This window comes from Bacteroidales bacterium (assembly GCA_023229505.1).
Classification (GTDB): domain Bacteria; phylum Bacteroidota; class Bacteroidia; order Bacteroidales; family JAGOPY01; genus JAGOPY01.
In genome coordinates this window covers 22,023-39,299 of sequence record JALNZD010000025.1, presented here as the reverse complement: position 1 = coordinate 39,299, position 17,277 = coordinate 22,023, and the positions used below count along the sequence as shown (strand labels likewise).

General features: G+C 43.2%; 12 protein-coding genes. 8 read left to right on the top strand and 4 right to left on the bottom strand.

Translation table 11 applies throughout. The features are described from left to right. Positions 1-133 precede the first annotated feature (133 nt). From M0Q51_10215 to M0Q51_10205, 3 genes are all read left to right on the top strand, one after another. Positions 134-1,564: a glycosyltransferase family 39 protein gene (locus M0Q51_10215; GenBank protein ID MCK9400348.1), complete on the top strand. Its 1,431-nt coding sequence runs from the start codon at positions 134-136 to the stop codon at positions 1,562-1,564. A 327-nt stretch (positions 1,565-1,891) separates the two neighbouring features. Then, a complete protein-coding gene (gene sucC / locus M0Q51_10210; protein MCK9400347.1) occupies positions 1,892-3,082 on the top strand; it encodes an ADP-forming succinate--CoA ligase subunit beta in 1,191 nt (396 codons plus the stop codon). A 73-nt stretch (positions 3,083-3,155) separates the two neighbouring features. Then, positions 3,156-3,818 carry a protein-L-isoaspartate(D-aspartate) O-methyltransferase gene (locus M0Q51_10205; GenBank protein MCK9400346.1) on the top strand — a complete coding sequence of 221 codons (663 nt, stop codon included), beginning with the start codon at positions 3,156-3,158 and terminating at the stop codon, positions 3,816-3,818. A 10-nt stretch (positions 3,819-3,828) separates the two neighbouring features. On the opposite strand, the gene dnaB is transcribed toward M0Q51_10205, so the two are convergent. The 4 genes from dnaB to M0Q51_10185 form a co-directional block, all read right to left on the bottom strand. Further along, the gene (dnaB, locus tag M0Q51_10200; protein MCK9400345.1) at positions 3,829-5,361 is read right to left on the bottom strand and encodes a replicative DNA helicase; all 1,533 of its coding nucleotides are present in this window, start codon (positions 5,359-5,361) and stop codon (positions 3,829-3,831) included. 232 nt (positions 5,362-5,593) lie between these two features. Then, a complete protein-coding gene (gene rho, locus M0Q51_10195) occupies positions 5,594-7,378 on the bottom strand; it encodes a transcription termination factor Rho (protein ID MCK9400344.1) in 1,785 nt (594 codons plus the stop codon). Positions 7,379-7,564: 186 nt separating this feature from the next. Further along, a complete protein-coding gene (gene gcvP, locus M0Q51_10190; GenBank protein MCK9400343.1) occupies positions 7,565-10,444 on the bottom strand; it encodes an aminomethyl-transferring glycine dehydrogenase in 2,880 nt (959 codons plus the stop codon). Positions 10,445-10,498: 54 nt separating this feature from the next. Then, on the bottom strand, positions 10,499-12,937 hold the full coding sequence (locus M0Q51_10185) for a sodium-translocating pyrophosphatase (GenBank protein MCK9400342.1): 2,439 nt from the start codon (positions 12,935-12,937) through the stop codon (positions 10,499-10,501). Between the two features lie 154 nt (positions 12,938-13,091). Between M0Q51_10185 and M0Q51_10180 the strand changes: the two genes are divergently transcribed. Genes M0Q51_10180 through M0Q51_10160 form a run of 5 tightly spaced genes read left to right on the top strand, consistent with a single transcriptional unit; the run spans position 13,092 to position 17,274 of the window. After that, a complete protein-coding gene (locus tag M0Q51_10180; GenBank protein MCK9400341.1) occupies positions 13,092-13,676 on the top strand; it encodes a bifunctional nuclease family protein in 585 nt (194 codons plus the stop codon). After that, positions 13,673-15,058 carry a Na+ dependent nucleoside transporter gene (locus tag M0Q51_10175; GenBank protein ID MCK9400340.1) on the top strand — a complete coding sequence of 462 codons (1,386 nt, stop codon included), beginning with the start codon at positions 13,673-13,675 and terminating at the stop codon, positions 15,056-15,058. The genes M0Q51_10180 and M0Q51_10175 overlap by 4 nt, the downstream gene beginning before the upstream one ends. 54 nt (positions 15,059-15,112) lie before the next feature. Next, on the top strand, positions 15,113-15,907 hold the full coding sequence (locus M0Q51_10170; protein ID MCK9400339.1) for a thymidylate synthase: 795 nt from the start codon (positions 15,113-15,115) through the stop codon (positions 15,905-15,907). Next, positions 15,904-16,392: a dihydrofolate reductase gene (locus M0Q51_10165; GenBank protein MCK9400338.1), complete on the top strand. Its 489-nt coding sequence runs from the start codon at positions 15,904-15,906 to the stop codon at positions 16,390-16,392. Before M0Q51_10170 ends, M0Q51_10165 begins: the two co-directional genes overlap by 4 nt. A gap of 48 nt (positions 16,393-16,440) precedes the next feature. After that, positions 16,441-17,274, top strand: coding sequence for a hypothetical protein (locus tag M0Q51_10160; GenBank protein MCK9400337.1), 834 nt, complete (start codon positions 16,441-16,443; stop codon positions 17,272-17,274). Positions 17,275-17,277 lie beyond the last annotated feature (3 nt).

Below are 17,277 nucleotides of genomic sequence, written 5' to 3'. Positions count from 1 at the left end.
GAAATTTTCTATGTTTAAAACATATTTTAATGATAATCAGATAATTCTCCTCTTATCGGGACTGATTTGTTTTCTGTTAAGTCTTAAATTTCATTTGCGAGAAAAGCAAAAGCTTTCCGTCATTTTTTTGATGTTGACAGCTATCTTAATTTATTGCTTTGCAGGCTTACTCGATCCCTTTTTAAATATATATGATGAAAGATTTCATGCCCTGGTTGCGAAAAACTTACTTAATCACCCTTTAAAGCTGACTTTGTACGATGATCCAATCGTAAATATGCCCTACGACAGGTGGGATAGATATCATATCTGGTTGCATAAACAGCCACTATTTTTATGGCAGATTGCAATCAGCTTCAGATTATTTGGGGTATCTGAATTTGCTTTAAGGTTACCCAGTGTTATCTTAGGTGTTGTCCTGGTTTTCATCGGATATCGTTCCGGGAAATTATTGGTCAATAATAGAACGGGATATTTAACCGGAATTTTGTTCATCACTTCTTTTTATATCTTCGAATTGATAGCCGGCAGGCTAATGGTTGACCATAATGATTTATCGTTTCTTGCATATGTTTCGTTGAGCATCTGGGCTTTTATTGAATACCATTATTCTAAAAAAAAGCTATGGATTTATCTCATAGGCCTTTTTTCAGGTTTTGCCATATTATGCAAATGGCTGCCTGGTTTGCTGGTCTACTCCGGTTGGTTTGTATTAAAGGTGCGCGAAAGAAAATTTAAATACAACAACCTGAAAGATTTACTCTTATCGGCAATTATTACAATTATTATCGCCCTGCCATGGCAGGTATTCACTTTTATAAATTACCCGGCCGAGGCAAAACTTGCCCAACAGTTTAATGTGAGGCATATATTCGAATCTCTTGATGGCCACGGTGGTACTTTCTGGTATCATTTTGATCAATTTGATACCTTGTATGGAAGTATCACGTCTTTTTTAATCATACCGGCATTTATTGTCATGTATCAAAAGATTACCGACAGAAAATTATACCTGTCAATTATAAGTATGATTGTTATCGTCTATCTTTTTTTCTCATTGGTTCAAACTAAAATGCCTTCTTTTACAACCATAACTGCCATGTTCATCTTTATTTCTTTAGCAGCTTTGCTGGACTATGGCCTGAATTATATTTCAACGTTGCATATAAAACCATGGGTTAAGCATCTGATAATCATTTTAGCAATACTTTTATTAGTCTCCTCAAGATTCAATATAGAACGGATTCAGGCAATTCATACTTTATGGAAAGATGATAATTCATATTCACGAATGCTTTTACACAATAAAAATATTTTTCAGTCTCTTAAATTACCTGAAAATGCTGTTATTTTCAATGTAAAGGGCCAGCATTATATTGAATCGATGTTCTACACCGGGCTTCCTTCCTATCGTTTTGTGCCCTCCAGGGAACAATATCTTGATTTAAAAGGGAAAGGAAGGGTTATTGCAATTTTCAAACCCTTAAATAGTGAATTACCGGAATATATAATAAATGATCAGACAACAATAATTATCAATGAAATCCTTCAGGGATATAATTGATGAAACCCAGCCTTTGAGGATAAGGATATAGTCCATTCCATTGATGAAATCCGGTTTTTGATTTGATATATTTCCTATTTACTGGGAAATATCAAAAATAGCACCCCCAACATAAGTTCATTTTTTGCCACAAAAGCACTAAAACACCAAAACTCACCAATGTTATTAAGTTGATAATCAATATTTGGTGATATTTTGTGAATTGGTGTTTTGGTGGCAATTTTGATTTTTTACACTTTTAAAAGTGAACTCAGTATTGAAAATTTTACCTTCTTAAATAATCGAAAAGGATTAATTTTGCCGAACAGGTCTTTAAAAATTTCACACATGAATTTACATGAATACCAGGGGAAATCTATCCTGAAAAGATACAAGGTTGCAGTGCCGGCGGGAATCGTGGCCTATACACCCGACGAAGCTGTCAGGGCTGCTGAACAGATACAGGAAGATACCGGCTCTGACCGGTGGGCGGTTAAAGCCCAGATCCATGCCGGCGGACGCGGTAAAGGAGGCGGTGTTAAAGTGGCTAAATCCCTTGAGGAAGTAGAGCAATTTGCCCGGCAGATTATCGGGATGCAGCTTGTTACCCCTCAAACCGGCCCGGAAGGAAAGGAAGTCAGGAAAATCCTCGTTGAACAGAATATTTTTTACAAGGGTCCTTCGGAAACCAAAGAGTTTTATATGAGCGTGTTGCTTAACAGGGCCATAGGACGCAATATGATCATGTATTCACCGCGCGGCGGGATGGACATTGAAGCAGTCGCTGAAGAAACACCCGACCAGATCTTTAAGGAAGAAATTGACCCACGGACCGGCCTGATGCCTTTCCAGGCCAGGAGAATAGCTTATAACCTGGGATTGCACGAAGATGCGTTTAAAAACATGGTTAAATTTGTCCATGCATTATACGAGGCTTATATTCAGTCTGATGCAAAACTGTTTGAGATTAACCCGGTCATTAAGGCCGCTGATGATAAAATCTTTGCCGCTGATGCCAAGGTGGCTATAGATGACAATGCGCTCTACCGTCACCCGGACATCCAGGAAATGCGCGATTATCACGAAGAGGACCCCATCGAAGTAGAGGCAAGTAAATTCAGGCTCAGCTATGTCAAACTTGACGGAAACGTGGGATGTATGGTCAATGGCGCAGGGCTTGCCATGGCAACTATGGATATTATCAAATTATCAGGTGCATCCCCTTCCAATTTCCTTGATGTTGGCGGCACAGCTGATGCAAAACGTGTTGAGGAAGCTTTCAGGATAATACTTAAAGACCCTAATGTTAAGGCTATCCTGGTCAATATTTTCGGCGGTATTGTAAGGTGCGACCGTGTTGCCCAGGGTATCGTAGATGCTTACAGGAATATTGGCGAGATCCGTGTGCCGATAATTGTGAGGCTGCAGGGCACCAATGCTGAGGAAGGGGCAAAGATTATCGACGAATCAGGTCTGAAGGTCCAATCTGCCATCCGGCTTGAGGACGCTGCAGAATTAGTAGCTAAAGTGCTTGGTTAGAAAACTATTAAATATTGATGGTAAATTATTCATTATTTTAGCAGTAATAACAATACTGTTAAATCACACCTGCATGTCCCAGATTAAAGATCCGGTCAATTATTCGGAAGAGAGGGCTGCAATGGTCCGGTACCAGATCAGGTCAAGGGGTATTAAAGATGAAAAAGTACTAGGAGCGATGTTGAAAGTGGAACGCCACCGCTTCGTACCGGCAGCATACCGTAATGAAGCATATGAAGATTATCCCTTGCCGGTTGGTGAAGGCCAGACTATTTCCCAACCTTATATTGTGGCCTTTATGACCGAAGCTCTTGAACTTAAAAAGGAGGACAAAGTGTTGGAAATCGGCACGGGTTCGGGATACCAGGCCGCTATCCTGGCCGAGATCTGTGATTCTGTTTTTACTATAGAAATATTCCGCTCACTCGGCCTATCGGCAATCAAAACACTCAATGAATTGGGCTATTCCAATGTTTTTGTCAGGATCGGTGATGGTTACCAGGGATGGGCGGAACACGCCCCTTATGACGCGATTATTGTTACTTGCGCACCGGCCAATATACCGGAAATGTTAGAAGCGCAACTTGCTGAAGGGGGAAGGATGATTATTCCTGTAGGTGGAGAATATACACAAAATCTGATCCTGCTCGAAAAAGAATCAGGTAAACTTCAAAAGAAAAGCGTCTTACCGGTCAGGTTTGTCCCTATGATTAATGAGGATGGGGAGAAATACTGAAGAAACCCGGCTAGAACGGGGTATCCTCATCTTCCATATCGTTCATCTTTGAAGAAATAGTCCGGAGTTTTTCCGGCAGGTTGCCATTGCCTGGCCCGGAATCCGGTTCGACAGCATCGTAATCTAAGAAACGGGCATAGCGGGCCACGAACTTCAGGTTTCTTTCACCTAAAGGCCCGTTCCTGTGTTTAGCCACACTGATCTGGGCCAGTCCGGAAGTCGGTGTGCCATCGTCCAACTGGTCGATGTTGTAATATTCGGGCCGGTAAATGAAAAGCACAAGGTCGGCATCCTGCTCGATGGCGCCTGATTCACGCAAGTCGGAAAGGATAGGCTTTTTAGAACCACCCCGTGTTTCCACGGCACGGCTTAACTGTGACAGGGCCAGGACAGGAATATCAAGTTCTTTGGCAAGGCTTTTCAGCGACCGGGAAATATTGCTGATCTCCTGTTCGCGGTTACCCTGGCGGTCATAATTGCCGGTCATAAGCTGAAGGTAGTCTACAAAAACCATTTCGATATTATGCTGCGCTTTGAGCCGCCGGCATTTAGCCCGCAGCTCGAAAATCGAAAGGGCAGGCGTATCGTCTATAAATATGGGCGCATCAATGAGCCGGCTGATCTTTGAGTTGAGTTGTTCCCATTCATAATCTGCCAGGTCGCCTTTACGAAGTTTTTCAGCAGGAAGCCCTGATTCGGCAGATATCAGACGTGTGACGAGCTGGACAGAAGACATTTCAAGCGAAAATAAAGCCACCGGTTTATGAAAATCAACAGCTATATTACGGGCCATTGTAAGGGCCAGTGCCGTTTTCCCCATACCGGGGCGTGAAGCAAGGATGATCAGGTCCGACCGTTGCCAGCCTGAAGTTATACGATCGAGTTCGGTAAATCCGGATGGCACCCCGCGCAATTCTGTCTGCTGATTTTTTGCAGCTTCAATATATTGCAACGCTTCCTTCACCAGGGTGTTCATATCCATGGTGTTGCGCCTGAGGTTACTGTCACTGACCGTAAACAATCCTTGTTCAGCTTTGTCAAGCATATCAAAGACATCCATGGTATCTTCAAATGAGTCTTTGATGATTTCGGATGAGATCCGGATCAGTTCCCGCTGGATATATTTTTGAATGATAATGTGTGCGTGGTATTCAACATTTGCAGAAGAAGCCACCCGGTTGGTAAGCTGGGTGATGTAATAAGCCCCTCCGGCCAGTTCCAGATCACCATTCTTTTTCAGCTCACTCGTGACGGTCAGGATGTCAACCGGCTCGGAGCGGCCAAATAAACTCATGATCGAAGTATAGATGACTTTATGCTGATCCTTGTAAAAGACATCAGGTTTGAGGATATCGATGACAGAAGTAAGGGCATCTTTTTCCAGCATGATAGCCCCTAACACAGCCTCTTCCAGGTCGACCGCCTGGGGTTGTACTTTCCCGTGTTCAAATGCATTATCCTGATTAGTGGTTCTCCTCTCAAAAGGCTTCCTGGAAAAGCCTTTTAGTTTTTCTGGCGGGTTGTAACGGCTGTTTTCTTCCATGGGTCAAATGTACGACATACTGACCCGGTTTATGCCCCGTAAGCACTGAATTTATCACCAAAATTGGTGTTAATAAATAGTGAAAAAAACCTGAAAAGATGATTGTTATGGCAATTGAAAAAGATTATTGACATACATCAAAAAATCCTTCAATTAGAATCAATCAGCAGAGCTTAAATAAATTTTCAATGAAAGACAGGCCCGCAAAGATGCAGCCGACCGGAACAATCCTTTAAGAGTTCATCGAAATCAGAAACTCCTCATTACTCCGTGTAAATTTCATTTTATCTTTCAGGAACTCCATTGCTTCCAGAGGGTTCATATCGGCTAAATGGTTCCTGAGAATCCAGATCCTTTGAAGAGATTCTTTATCAACCAGGAGTTCTTCACGGCGTGTGCTTGAAGCGACGATATCAATTGCCGGGTAGATCCGTTTATTCGACAGTTTCCTGTCGAGCTGCAACTCCATATTACCGGTTCCTTTGAATTCCTCAAAGATCACTTCATCCATTTTGGAACCAGTGTCGATCAGAGCGGTGGCAATAATTGTGAGTGATCCACCATTTTCAATTTGCCTGGCAGCTCCGAAAAATCTTTTAGGTTTCTGGAGTGCGTTTGACTCAACCCCGCCTGAAAGAACCTTGCCTGATGCCGGTGAGACGGTATTATAAGCCCTTGCCAGCCTTGTAATTGAATCCAGCAGGATGACTACATCATGTCCGCATTCCACAAGCCTTTTGGCTTTTTCCAGGACAATATTGGCAATTTTAGCATGTCTTTCAGCCGGTTCATCAAAAGTCGAAGATATTACCTCTGCATTTACATGCCTTTGCATATCGGTAACCTCCTCTGGTCTTTCATCGATCAGCAGGACGATCAGAAAGGCTTCCGGATGGTTATATGCAATTGCGTTGGCAATTTCCTGCAGGATAACGGTTTTTCCGGTTTTTGGCTGTGCAACGATCAGGCCTCTCTGACCTTTACCAATAGGGCAGAACATATCGATGACTCTCGTAGTGATACTGGCATCGGGGTAGTCAGTGATCTTAAATTTTGTTTGTGGGAAAAGCGGAGTCAGAAAGTCGAACGGGATCCTGTCGCGGACTTCTTCCGGTTTACGACCATTGATCATCTCAACTTTAATAAGAGGGAAGTATTTTTCGCCCTCTTTTGGCGGGCGGATGCTACCCTCAACGGTATCCCCGGTTTTCAAACCAAATAATTTGATCTGTGATTGCGATACATAAATATCATCAGGAGAATTGAGGTAATTATAATCGGAAGATCTCAGAAAGCCATAACCGTCAGGCATGATTTCCAGGACACCTTCCGCATTGATAAAACCTTCATATTCAAAAGGAAACTCATCTCTTTTCTTGGTTAACCGTGGCCTGAAACTGGGGTCACGCATAGGTGCCTGGAAATCCTCATCTTTAGTTGGGGTGAATCCTTCTATTTCAGATTCAGACTTCTCAACCTGTGGAATGGTTTCTATCCCGGCTCCTGACTCTGATTCCGGGTTGACAATGATATCATCGTCAGCGTCACCATTCACTATTTCAGGCAATAAAAGATCATTATCTTTTTCGACCTCGCTAGTGAAGGGTTTATTTTCTACATAATCATTGACCGGTTTTCTCTCTATCTTTTTCACCAGTTTTGGCCTTCTTTCTTCGGCAGGTTTATTTTCCTCCAATGGTTTATCAATAGTTTCAGGCATATTTTGCTGCCGTTGATTAAACCTGGGGCTAATCCTGCGCTCTTCTTGAGGATGATCTTCTGCAACTTGCTTAGGTTCTTCGGTGATAATTTTTTTCTTCCGGCCCCTTTTGGATTTATTTATATCAGGGATAAAACCCGGCTTCTCATCCTTTGCAGGAATGAGCGCTTGCTGATCCAGAATTTGATATACCAGATCCTGCTTCATCAGCTTTTCATACTTAGGGACATTTAAACCCTTTGCAATCTCTTGTAATTCAGGCAACGACTTGCCGTTTAATTCAATAATATCGTACATCTTGTTTTTTTAATAAATGAACAATAACAAAACTTTTACCAGGAAAATCAGTTTAAAAAAAGAAAACACCCAAGCGTAAAAGCCGTAAATTTTCTAATTCCGATTAAAATTGGGTTTATGAGAAATAAATGGAATTCTATCGAATGAGGTTGCAAATATACAATAATTATATTACAAACAAACTAACTATTGATAATCTTCTGTCGGATTGCATGTACAAATCAGATTCCTGTCGCCAAAAGCATCATCTATTCTTGTCACAGGTGGAAAATATTTGTCCTGAAACATATTCGCAATGGGGAAAGCTGCTTTCTGCCTTGTATACGGGAAGTTCCATTCTTCTGCTGTCAACATTTGAGCCGTATGGGGTGCATGTTTGATAACATTATCAGTTTTATCAGCTTGCCCGGTTTCTATTTCTTTTATCTCTTCACGTATCCGGATCATTGCATCGCAGAAACGGTCAAGCTCAGAAAGAGGTTCACTTTCTGTTGGCTCAACCATCAGGGTGCCATGAACGGGAAATGCTACGGTAGGTGCGTGAATGCCATAATCCATCATTCTTTTCGCAATATCGACCACAGTAATGTCTGCGGTTTTATGGAACTCATTGCAATCGAGGATCATTTCATGCGCTGCCCAGCCATTTTTACCGGTATACAATATCTTGTAATGCCCTTCCAGCCTTGATTTGATATAATTAGCATTCAGGATGGCATATGCGGTCGCTTCTTTCAATCCTTTTTTTCCGAGCATTTTAATATACCCGTATGAAATAGGAAGGATAAGTGCGCTGCCATAAGGTGCGGCTGAAACCGCGCTAATTGCTTTATCACCACCGGTTTTAATCATTGGATGGGAGGGAAGGAATGGTACCAGATGCCTGGCCACACCGATCGGGCCTACTCCCGGACCTCCGCCTCCATGCGGGATAGCGAAAGTTTTATGAAGATTCAGGTGGCAAACATCAGCCCCTATAGTTCCGGGGTGGGTATAACCCACCTGCGCGTTCATATTTGCACCATCCATATAAACCTGCCCACCATGCTGATGAACTACCTCTATGACTTCGCGTATATTTTCTTCGAACACTCCATGAGTAGAAGGATAAGTGATCATCATGGCAGCCAGGTTCTGGCTGTGTGCTGATGCATTCTCCTTCAGATCCTGTAAATCAATATTACCTTCCTGGTCAGTTTTGATAACTACCACCTGCATTCCAGCCATAACGGCACTTGCTGGGTTTGTGCCATGGGCCGATGCCGGAATCAGGCAAATATTTCGATGATTGTCCCCACAGTTGAGGTGATACTGCCGGATTACCAGAAGCCCTGTATATTCTCCGGAAGCACCGGAATTAGGTTGCAGTGAAATTGCCGCAAAGCCTGTGATCTCGCATAAGTCTTTCTCCAGGTTATGTATCATTTCATAGTAGCCGGAAGCCTGATCAGCCGGGACAAACGGATGTACGGCACCAAATTCAGGCCAGCTGAGCGAAAACATCTCAGCTGCTGCGTTAAGTTTCATTGTGCATGAACCAAGCGGTATCATAGTCCTGTTGAGAGCAAGATCTCTGTTTTCCAGCTTTTTCATGTAACGCATCATTTCGGTTTCCGAATGATAACGGTTAAAGCATGGGGCTGAGAGCATAGGGCTCTTTCTGATCAGCGTACCAGGCCAAAGTTGTGTATGTTCATTACTAATGGTCGAAAATACTTCTTCAGACTGTTTCTTTCCGGCTGCTTCTGCAAGGACATCCAGGATGTTTTTGACATCATCGTCTGTAGTGGTTTCATCCAGGCTGATACCAATAGTGCCATCATTGATAAACCTGAAGTTCATGCCATTTTGCAGGGCGATAGTTTCAACTACATTCTTCCCGACTCCCGCCGGAAGTTTAACTTTTAAGGTATCAAAGAACAGGTTATTGGTCTGATGATAGCCGATTTTTTCAATTTTTTCCGATAGTAAAACAGCGAGTGCATGAATTTTCGCTGCTATTTGCCTGAGTCCATGCGGGCCATGATAGGCAGCGTACATTCCTGCCATGATGGCAAGCAATGCCTGCGCCGTGCAGATATTGGATGTTGCTCTTTCGCGTTTAATATGTTGCTCGCGTGTTTGAAGGGCCATCCTGAGTGCTGTAGTGCCATTGGCATCCTTTGATATCCCAATGATCCTGCCAGGCATATTTCTTTTATAATCATCTTTTGAGGCAAAAAAACCAGCGTGAGGGCCTCCAAAGCCTAACGGGATCCCGAAACGTTGGCTTGACCCGACAACTACATCTGCTCCCCATTCACCTGGCGGTGCCAGTAAGACAAGACTCAAAAGATCAGCAGCAACGACAGCCACTCCTTGCTTTTCATGGACGCATTTAACAAAGTCTTCATAAAGATGGATTTCTCCGAATTGATCAGGATATTGCACTATTCCGCCAAAAAACTCATCGGTAAAGACAAACCCTGCATGATTGCCGGTAATAATTTCAATCCCAAGCGGGATAGCCCGGGTCAGGATTACAGCCAGGGTCTGAGGGAAGACATTGACAGAAACAAAAAATTTGCAGGCATTTCTTTTTACCAGGTCCCTTGGCCGCGAGTTGAAGGCCATGATCATGGCTTCAGCTGCTGCAGTGGCCTCATCCAGCAAAGAAGCATTGGCAATAGGCAGCCCGGTGAGGTCAGCGATCATGGTTTGGAAGTTCAGAAGAGCTTCTAACCTGCCTTGTGAAATTTCTGCCTGGTAAGGGGTATAGGAAGTGTACCAGCCCGGATTTTCCAGGATATTACGCTGAATAACCGGTGGTGTAATGGTCCCGTAATAACCTAACCCGATATATGTTTTGAATAATTTATTCTTTTTGCCCAGTTCCCTGATATGATTCAAATATTCATGCTCGCTCATGCCATCAGGAAGATCGAGGTCTCCGGAAAGGCGGATCGAAGCAGGAATAGTTTCATCGATAAGTTGGTTTATCGAGTTTATTCCTATGACTTTCAGCATTTTATCCAGGTCGTGCTCCCCGGGCCCCAGGTGCCTTTTTAAAAAATTTTCAGAATTCATTTTAAGATTATTTAAAGGGACTCCATCCCAAGGGATGGAGTCCCTTTTGCTATTTTATTGCCTGATCCTCATTTTATAGAAACTACGGTAGACGAATACCAGTGAAACCATCAGGAAGGCAACACCGAAGTAAGGTGCAATATCCCTGAATTGAGCTGCAAGGGCTATCTGCATTGCCAGTAAACCGAAGAGGGTGGTGAACTTAATGATCGGGTTGAGGGCAACTGAACTGGTATCCTTATATGGGTCTCCCACGGTATCACCAATTACGGTAGCGTCATGAAGGGGAGTGCCTTTTTGTTTCAGGTCGACTTCGACCACCTTCTTGGCATTATCCCATGCTCCACCGGCATTTGCCATGAAAATAGCCTGGAACAGACCAAAGACTGCAATTGAAATAAGATAACTGACGAATAGCGAAACCGGCATAGCGGCATTCAGCTTTTCAGCAGCAGTACCCGTTTCATCGAAATTCATTGGTGCTGCAAGGCATGCAAATGCAAGTGCAAAAAAGAAAATCGCGATAAAGATGTTGAACATGCCTTTTTGAGCATATACCGTGCAGATTTTCACTACCTCCTTTGATTTTTCCACAGAAGCTTTCTTTTCGGCATTCGGGTCAAGGTTGATATTCTCTTTGATGTAAGCAACAGCCCGGTTTGCACCTGTGGAAACAGCCTGGATCGAAGCGCCGGAGAACCAGTAAACCACTGCGCCACCAAGGATGAATCCCAGGATCGAATAAGGATTTAACAGGTTCAGGATTTGCTCGGGTTGAACGCCAAGTGTCTCTCTGATTACAAGGATGAGAGAGAAGATCATTGTTGTGGCTCCGACAACAGCAGTGCCGATTAATACCGGCTTTGCCGTTGCTTTGAAAGTGTTGCCCGCCCCATCATTAGCTTCCAGGTAATGCTTTGATTTGTTAAAATCCGGTTTGAAACCAAAATCTTTCTCGATTTCCTTATCGATGCCTTTAATGTCTTCGATCAGCGAAAGCTCATAAATCGACTGAGCATTATCGGTAACCGGTCCGTAGCTGTCGACCGCAATCGTGACAGGTCCCATGCCGAGCATACCAAATGCAACAAGGCCAAAGGCGAAGATCGCCTGGTAGTCCATAAAAGCATGAAGATTATAAGTGCTGGCTATGTAAGCTCCAAACATCAAAACAAAGAAAACCATGCCTTGCCAGAAGGCACTGAAATTACCTGCTACCAATCCTGACAAGATGGTTAAGGAAGCGCCGCCTTCTTTGGAAGATTCGACTATTTCCTGGACGTGGCGTGATTTAGTACTGGTGAATATCTTGGTGAATTCGGGTATAAGCGCGGCGCCAAGAGTACCGAAACTGATAATGATCGATAAGGGAATCCAGACCTGGTAATCCAGGTTGCCGATCATCAGATAGCTGGCTATGAAGGTAACCAATATGGAAAGAATAGAAGTTATCCAGACTAATGATGTGAGTGGTTGTTCAAAGTCGATATCGTCAGCTTTTCCAAAACGTGCCTGGCTAATGGCCCTGTTTATCCAATAGGCAACAATTGATGTGATGATCATCAGGATTCGCATCACAAATATCCAGGTGAGCAATTGGGTCTGAATGGCGATGTCATGCACAGCCAGCAAAATAAATGAGATCAACGCCACCCCTGTTACACCGTAAGTCTCGAAGCCGTCGGCAGTAGGCCCAACAGAGTCCCCTGCATTGTCGCCTGTACAATCGGCAATAACTCCGGGGTTTCTCGGGTCATCTTCGCCGATCTTGAAAACGACTTTCATCAGGTCAGAACCGATGTCTGCAATTTTTGTAAAGATTCCGCCTGCGATCCTGAGAGCAGATGCACCAAGTGATTCACCGATAGCAAACCCGATAAAACTGGCCCCGGCATATTTGCCTGGTACAAACATCAGGATAATCAGCATCATGATCAGCTCTACGCAGATTAAAACTACACCGATACTCATCCCTGCGGCGAGGGGTATGTTTAAAAGCTTGATCGGTTTTCTTTCCAGAGACGCAAAAGCCATCCTAGAGTTGGCCAGGGTGTTCATCCTTATCCCAAACCATGCCACTGAATATGAGCCAAGGATACCTACAACTGTCCATCCCAGGATCATTAATACACCACCTATACCAAAGCCACCTTTCGGATCATTGGGGTCGTGTGAAAGATAACCGAAGTAAAATGCAACGGCTGCTCCGATAAAAACAAAAAGGATCATCAGAAAACGACCCTGTTGCTTCAGATAGGTTTTGCAGGTTTCGTATATAACCTGGGCAACATCGAGCATTGACTGGTGAGCCTTTAGCTTTTTGACCTGCACAAACTGATAAAGCCCGAACATGAACCCTAGCACAGTGATCAGAAAGCCCCAGTAAAGGATATGCTGGTTCTTGATATCTGACGGGATCACCAGGTTTGCCTCACTGGCAAAAGTCAGCATTGGCAGAAGAAAAACAGAAAGTAAAGCAAGTAATTTTTTCATATGGGTTGATTTTTGGTTTTGAATCTAGTGAGAGAAGCAAAAGTAAAAAAGTATTTTAAAAATACAATCCCATTTTATCAACAGCAATAATGCAGGTAGAAAAAATATTCTACTTTTATCCATCAAAAAAACTACCCTGAAAAAAGAATAGTGGATGGATAAGATCAGGCTTGAGATCGTAGGAATGTCATACAGTCAATCGCAGAGCGGTGCTTATGCCCTTATCCTGGGAGAGGTAAAAGGTAAACGAAGGCTGCCAATCATTATCGGAGGATTTGAAGCCCAGGCCATTGCTGTGGAACTGGAAAAAATGAAGCCTACCAGGCCATTGACACATGATCTTTTCAAAAGTTTTGCCGATGCTTTTCTTGTTCAGCTTAAAGAGGTCATAATTGATCAGTTTAAACAAGGTGTTTTTCATGCTAAACTTGTCTGTGTGCAAAATGATGTTGAAAACCTTATTGACTCCAGGACTTCTGATGCTGTTGCATTAGCCATTCGTTTCAAATGTCCGATCTTCACTTATGAAAAGATTATGGCAGAAGCGGGTATGCTTATGGATGAAAATGCTGCGTCCGCTGCTGATCTGGCCGGCCCTGTTGAAGAAACTGCAAACGCAGCATTTGAAGAACATGCGCTGAGTGAACTGGAAGAAATGCTTGAAAAAGCTGTTGATCAGGAAGATTATGAAAGAGCTTCTAAGATTAGGGATGAGATCAGAAAGAGAAAGAAAGAATGACTATATTAAGTTTTTTACCAAATATTGTTTTAGCCCAAACGGGAGTAAAAGTTTCACAAGCAATAGATCTGGCCGGAAAAGGTTTTTCGATTGATTCCATACTCAGGGGGCTGTTGGGATTAATTGTCCTTATAGGAATTTGTTTTTTATTCAGTACGAACCGAAGGGCAATCAGCTGGAAGGTAGTGGTTTTCGGCCTCCTGTTTCAGTTTATCCTGGCAATTGCGGTATTGAAGGTGCCGGCAATACAGCTAATCATTGAATTTATCGCGAAAATTTTCATAAAGATTCTTGATTCTTCCAATGCCGGCAGCGCATTTTTGTTTAAATCACTCGTGACCCATAAGGTTGAAACCGGTTTGATCACTTTTGCCTTCCAGATTCTTCCAACGATAATCTTCTTCTCAGCCCTCACGAGTGTATTATTTTATTACGGCATTATCCAGAAAGTGGTGTACGGAATGGCATGGCTTTTAACCAAAGTGTTGCGTATTTCGGGAGCTGAAGGACTGGTTGCTTCGAGCAACGTGTTTCTGGGCCAGACTGAAGCCCCGTTCCTTATCAAGGAATATTTGCCTAAAATGAACAGATCGGAGATCATGCTCGTTATGGTTGCCGGTATGGCAACCATGGCAGGAGGGGTGCTGGCTATCTATATCGGTCTGCTGGGTGGAGATGATCCGGTCGGAAAAATGTTATTTGCCAAGCATCTGATTACCGCATCAGTGATGGCTGCCCCGGCAGCGGTGGTGACTTCCAAAATGCTCGTACCTCAGACTGAACCTATTGAAAGCGATATTAAAATCACCAAAGACAAGATTGGTAGCAATATCCTTGATGCCATTGCCAACGGGACCGGCTCAGGGCTCAGGCTGGCAGCAAATGTTGCAGCCATGCTGATTGCTTTCATCGCCCTGATCTATTTTATCAATTTCACTATAGGAAAGATTGGCGACTGGACGCATCTCAACAATTTAATTGCGGATATGACCGGAGGCAATTATACAAAAATCAGCCTTCAGTTCCTTCTAGGCTATGCGCTTGCCCCACTGACCTGGCTTTTAGGGGTAAACTGGCATGACGTGCCTCTTGTCGGTCAGCTTCTCGGTGAAAAGATAATCCTCAATGAGATGATAGGGTATGCGAGCCTGAAAGAACTCATCTCTTCCGGGGCGTTTTATGATCAAAAATCAATCATTATCGCTGTTTATGTGCTCTGTGGGTTTGCCAACTTTTCCTCGGTGGGGATCCAGATTGGCGGTATCAGTGCTATTGCACCAAACCAGCGGAAGACACTCTCAAGCCTCGGATTCCGCGCACTGCTCGGCGGAGGGTTGTCTGCACTGCTCTCAGCTACTCTTGTTGCGATGATACTGGGATGAGGAGATTAAAAATTTTCGATTTTCGATGGACGATTTTCGATTTACGATTTAAATATGAAACAATACCTTGATTTAATTGAACATGTGCTCAAAAATGGAGCGGAGAAAGCTGACCGCACCGGAACGGGTACTATCAGCGTGTTCGGTTACCAGATGAGGTTTGATCTTCAGCAAGGCTTTCCGGTGATGACAACGAAAAAGCTTCACCTGCGATCTATAATTCATGAGTTATTGTGGTTCCTGAAAGGGGAAACGAACCTGGACTATTTACATGCCAACAATGTGACTATTTGGGATGAATGGGCTGATGAGCATGGTGAACTCGGTCATATTTACGGATATCAATGGCGGTCATGGCCCTCTCACGACGGGCAGTATATTGACCAGATAGCCAATGCCGTCAGATCCATCAAGGAAAATCCTGACTCAAGGCGCCATATTGTGAGCGCCTGGAATGTCGGAGAACTGGATAAAATGGCCTTGCCTCCCTGCCACCTCCTTTTCCAGTTTTATGTGGCCGGTGGAAGATTATCCTGTCAACTCTATCAGCGAAGTTGTGATATCTTCCTTGGCGTGCCTTTCAACATTGCTTCCTATGCCTTGCTGACCATGATGATGGCCCAGGTTACAGGACTTAAGCCCGGTGATTTTGTCCACACTTTAGGGGATGCCCACATTTACCTGAACCATGTAGAGCAGGTCAGGCTTCAATTGAGCCGTGTACCATTTCCGCTGCCTCAAATGCTCATCAACCCTGATAAAAACAATATCTTTGGCTTTGTTTTTGAAGACTTTCAATTAGTAAATTACCAGTCACATCCTCACATCAAAGGAAAGATTTCTGTATGAAGAAGATTTCCATCATTGTAGCCATAGCTGAGAATTTTGCCATCGGTAAGGATAATCAATTGCTCTGGCATATACCCGCTGACCTTAAAAGGTTTAAAAAAATTACCGGCCATCACCAGGTGATCATGGGCAAACTGACTTATGAAAGTTTACCAGTACGGCCATTGCCAAACAGGAAAAATATTGTTATATCCGACAATCCCGTGGATTCATTTGACGGATGCACAACGGTACATTCCATCGAAGATGCTGTTGAATTATGCAATGAGCAGGATGAAAGCTTTATCATCGGGGGAGGCTCTGTTTACAAGCAATTTCTTCCGTTATGCAATAAGCTTTACCTCACACAGGTCCATAAAGATTTTGAGGCAGATACTTTTTTCCCTCATCTGGACTTAAGTCAATGGAATCTGATCGAGAGAGAAGACCATGGTCCGGATGATACGAATGATTTTTCTTATTCTTTCCTTATCTTTGAGAAATAAAAGTAATTATTAGCGAGTTATTATATTAGTTAAAGTGAACCATTCCCAATGAAGAAGTTGATCATTATCATATTGGTGTTATTATTGCCCATGCTATGGTTGGGTTCCTGCAATAATAAATCCACCGAAGTGGACTATAATCCCAATGTGTTGTCTTCAAAGGATTATGTCCGGGCAGAAGATGCCATACTGGAAATCGTGAATGCGTTTTTTAAAGGGATTCGTGACTCGCTCGTCGTTAATAATAGTTACGGATACATCGATGCCTGCGATGTGAGTTACCATCTTGCTGAAAACTCGATGAATTTTGGATATGGTAATGTGAACCGTATGTGCCAGGATAATAAATTCAGAAGAGGACGTTTCAATGCGACTTTCTCAGGCCAGGTTTTCCTGGAAGGGGTGACAGCAAACATTATCACTGACAGTCTTTTTGTCGATGATTTCTTCATAGAAAGTACCATGGAAATTCAAAACCTGGGATTAAATGACAATAATTTACCAGAATATTCTTTAAAAGTAATTTCAAGCCTGATCATGCTCCCGGACACCACAAAGATAAACGGAGTCACCTTATCGACTGATTTTCATATGGTTTGGGCAGAAGGTTCATTGACCCCGCCTATTCATGAGGACGACATCTACCTGATCAGCGGAACTGCAGCGGGTGTATCTTCAGATGGGTATGAATTTTTAACAGATATTAAGGATCCTCTGATTGATTACGTTGACTGTTTCTGGATTTCACAAGGGATTAACCAGATTACCGTGTCTTCAGCGGAATTTCCAGCCGGCGATATCGACTATATCACGGAAGATGGCTGTTACAACCAGTTCTACTTCTATTTTAACGATAATCTTTTTTATGATTTTATTAAGTAGCTT